Source organism: Deltaproteobacteria bacterium, assembly GCA_019308925.1.
Lineage (GTDB): Bacteria > Desulfobacterota > B13-G15 > B13-G15 > RBG-16-54-18 > JAFDHG01.
This window is the reverse complement of record JAFDHG010000104.1, coordinates 3,744-4,752: the sequence shown is the minus strand read 5'-3', so window position 1 is coordinate 4,752 and position 1,009 is coordinate 3,744. Positions and strand designations below refer to the sequence as shown.

At 48.3% G+C, this 1,009-nt stretch carries 1 protein-coding gene; it reads right to left on the bottom strand.

Annotation, left to right across the window (positions count from 1 at the left end):
• On the bottom strand, positions 1 to 1,009 hold a 1,009-nt coding region (locus JRI46_12275), incomplete at both ends, for an IS1634 family transposase (protein ID MBW2040341.1).

The window sequence follows — 1,009 nt, the reverse complement described above, 5'->3', positions numbered from 1 at the left end:
CCTCGCACCCTTTAAGGAGAACCTCCCGATGTTCCCTGCTCTCCTGGGCCCTCAGGGGGTTGTAGCAGGCAATGTAACGTCCCCCTGCTGATGGAGGCAGCTCAAATACCAATAGATTATCCTTGAGCTTGATAAACTCATCCCTTTCAGGGAGCAGGCTGATCAGCCCTTTGGCCTCCTTAGAGTCTCTGAGCCTTATGCTTACAATATACTCATAGCCTGCAGAGTTAAGCTCTTTGAGGTTCTTAGAGCTAACCATACCTTTGTCCCCTACAAAGATACAGCGCTTTATCTTAAAGGTACCTCGCATCTGATCCACTATCTGGGGCAGGGTAACAGAATCCTTAAGATTCCCATCAAAGACCATATGAGAGATAGGGATTCCATCCCTATTCACCAAAAGCCCGATCTCTATCTGGGGGCGATCAGGCCTCTTGTCCCTGGAATAACCCCTCTTGGCCTGAGAAGAACCCTCCCCCTCAAAGTAAGTAGAGGTAAGGTCATAGAAGATCAGGGAGAAGTCGAGGTTAAAAAGGCTGATAAGCCTATTGTAAAGGTATCTCTCCAGAGGGGATTTTACCCCGACCAGTTGGCTCAGAGAACGGTAGTAATGGTGCAACGGTATCTCTTTAGGGATACCCTCTATATACTCCCCTTTGACCCACTGAGAAGTAGCCAATTCACTCTGAGGGTCTATCAGGCGGTTAAAGACCATGGTCTTTATGGGGGCTACAAAACTAGGATTGGCAACAAGCCCCTCCAAGGTCTCACTCAGCCCTAAATGATCCCAAAGCACCCCAAAGGCAAAAGGTTGCCCAAAGTTTAAGACCCCTCTATGCTCTATATCCTCCAACGAAGGGGGTAACTCTATCTCCATGACCTGCGAGAGCTTATATATCAAATCCCTCACCCTCTCCTTAGGCCAGTGGTTGATATTGCCGAAATTGACCAGGGTCTTTTGTACCACCTTGCCATCCTGCCAGAGATTCTCCACTAACTTTAGATAGGT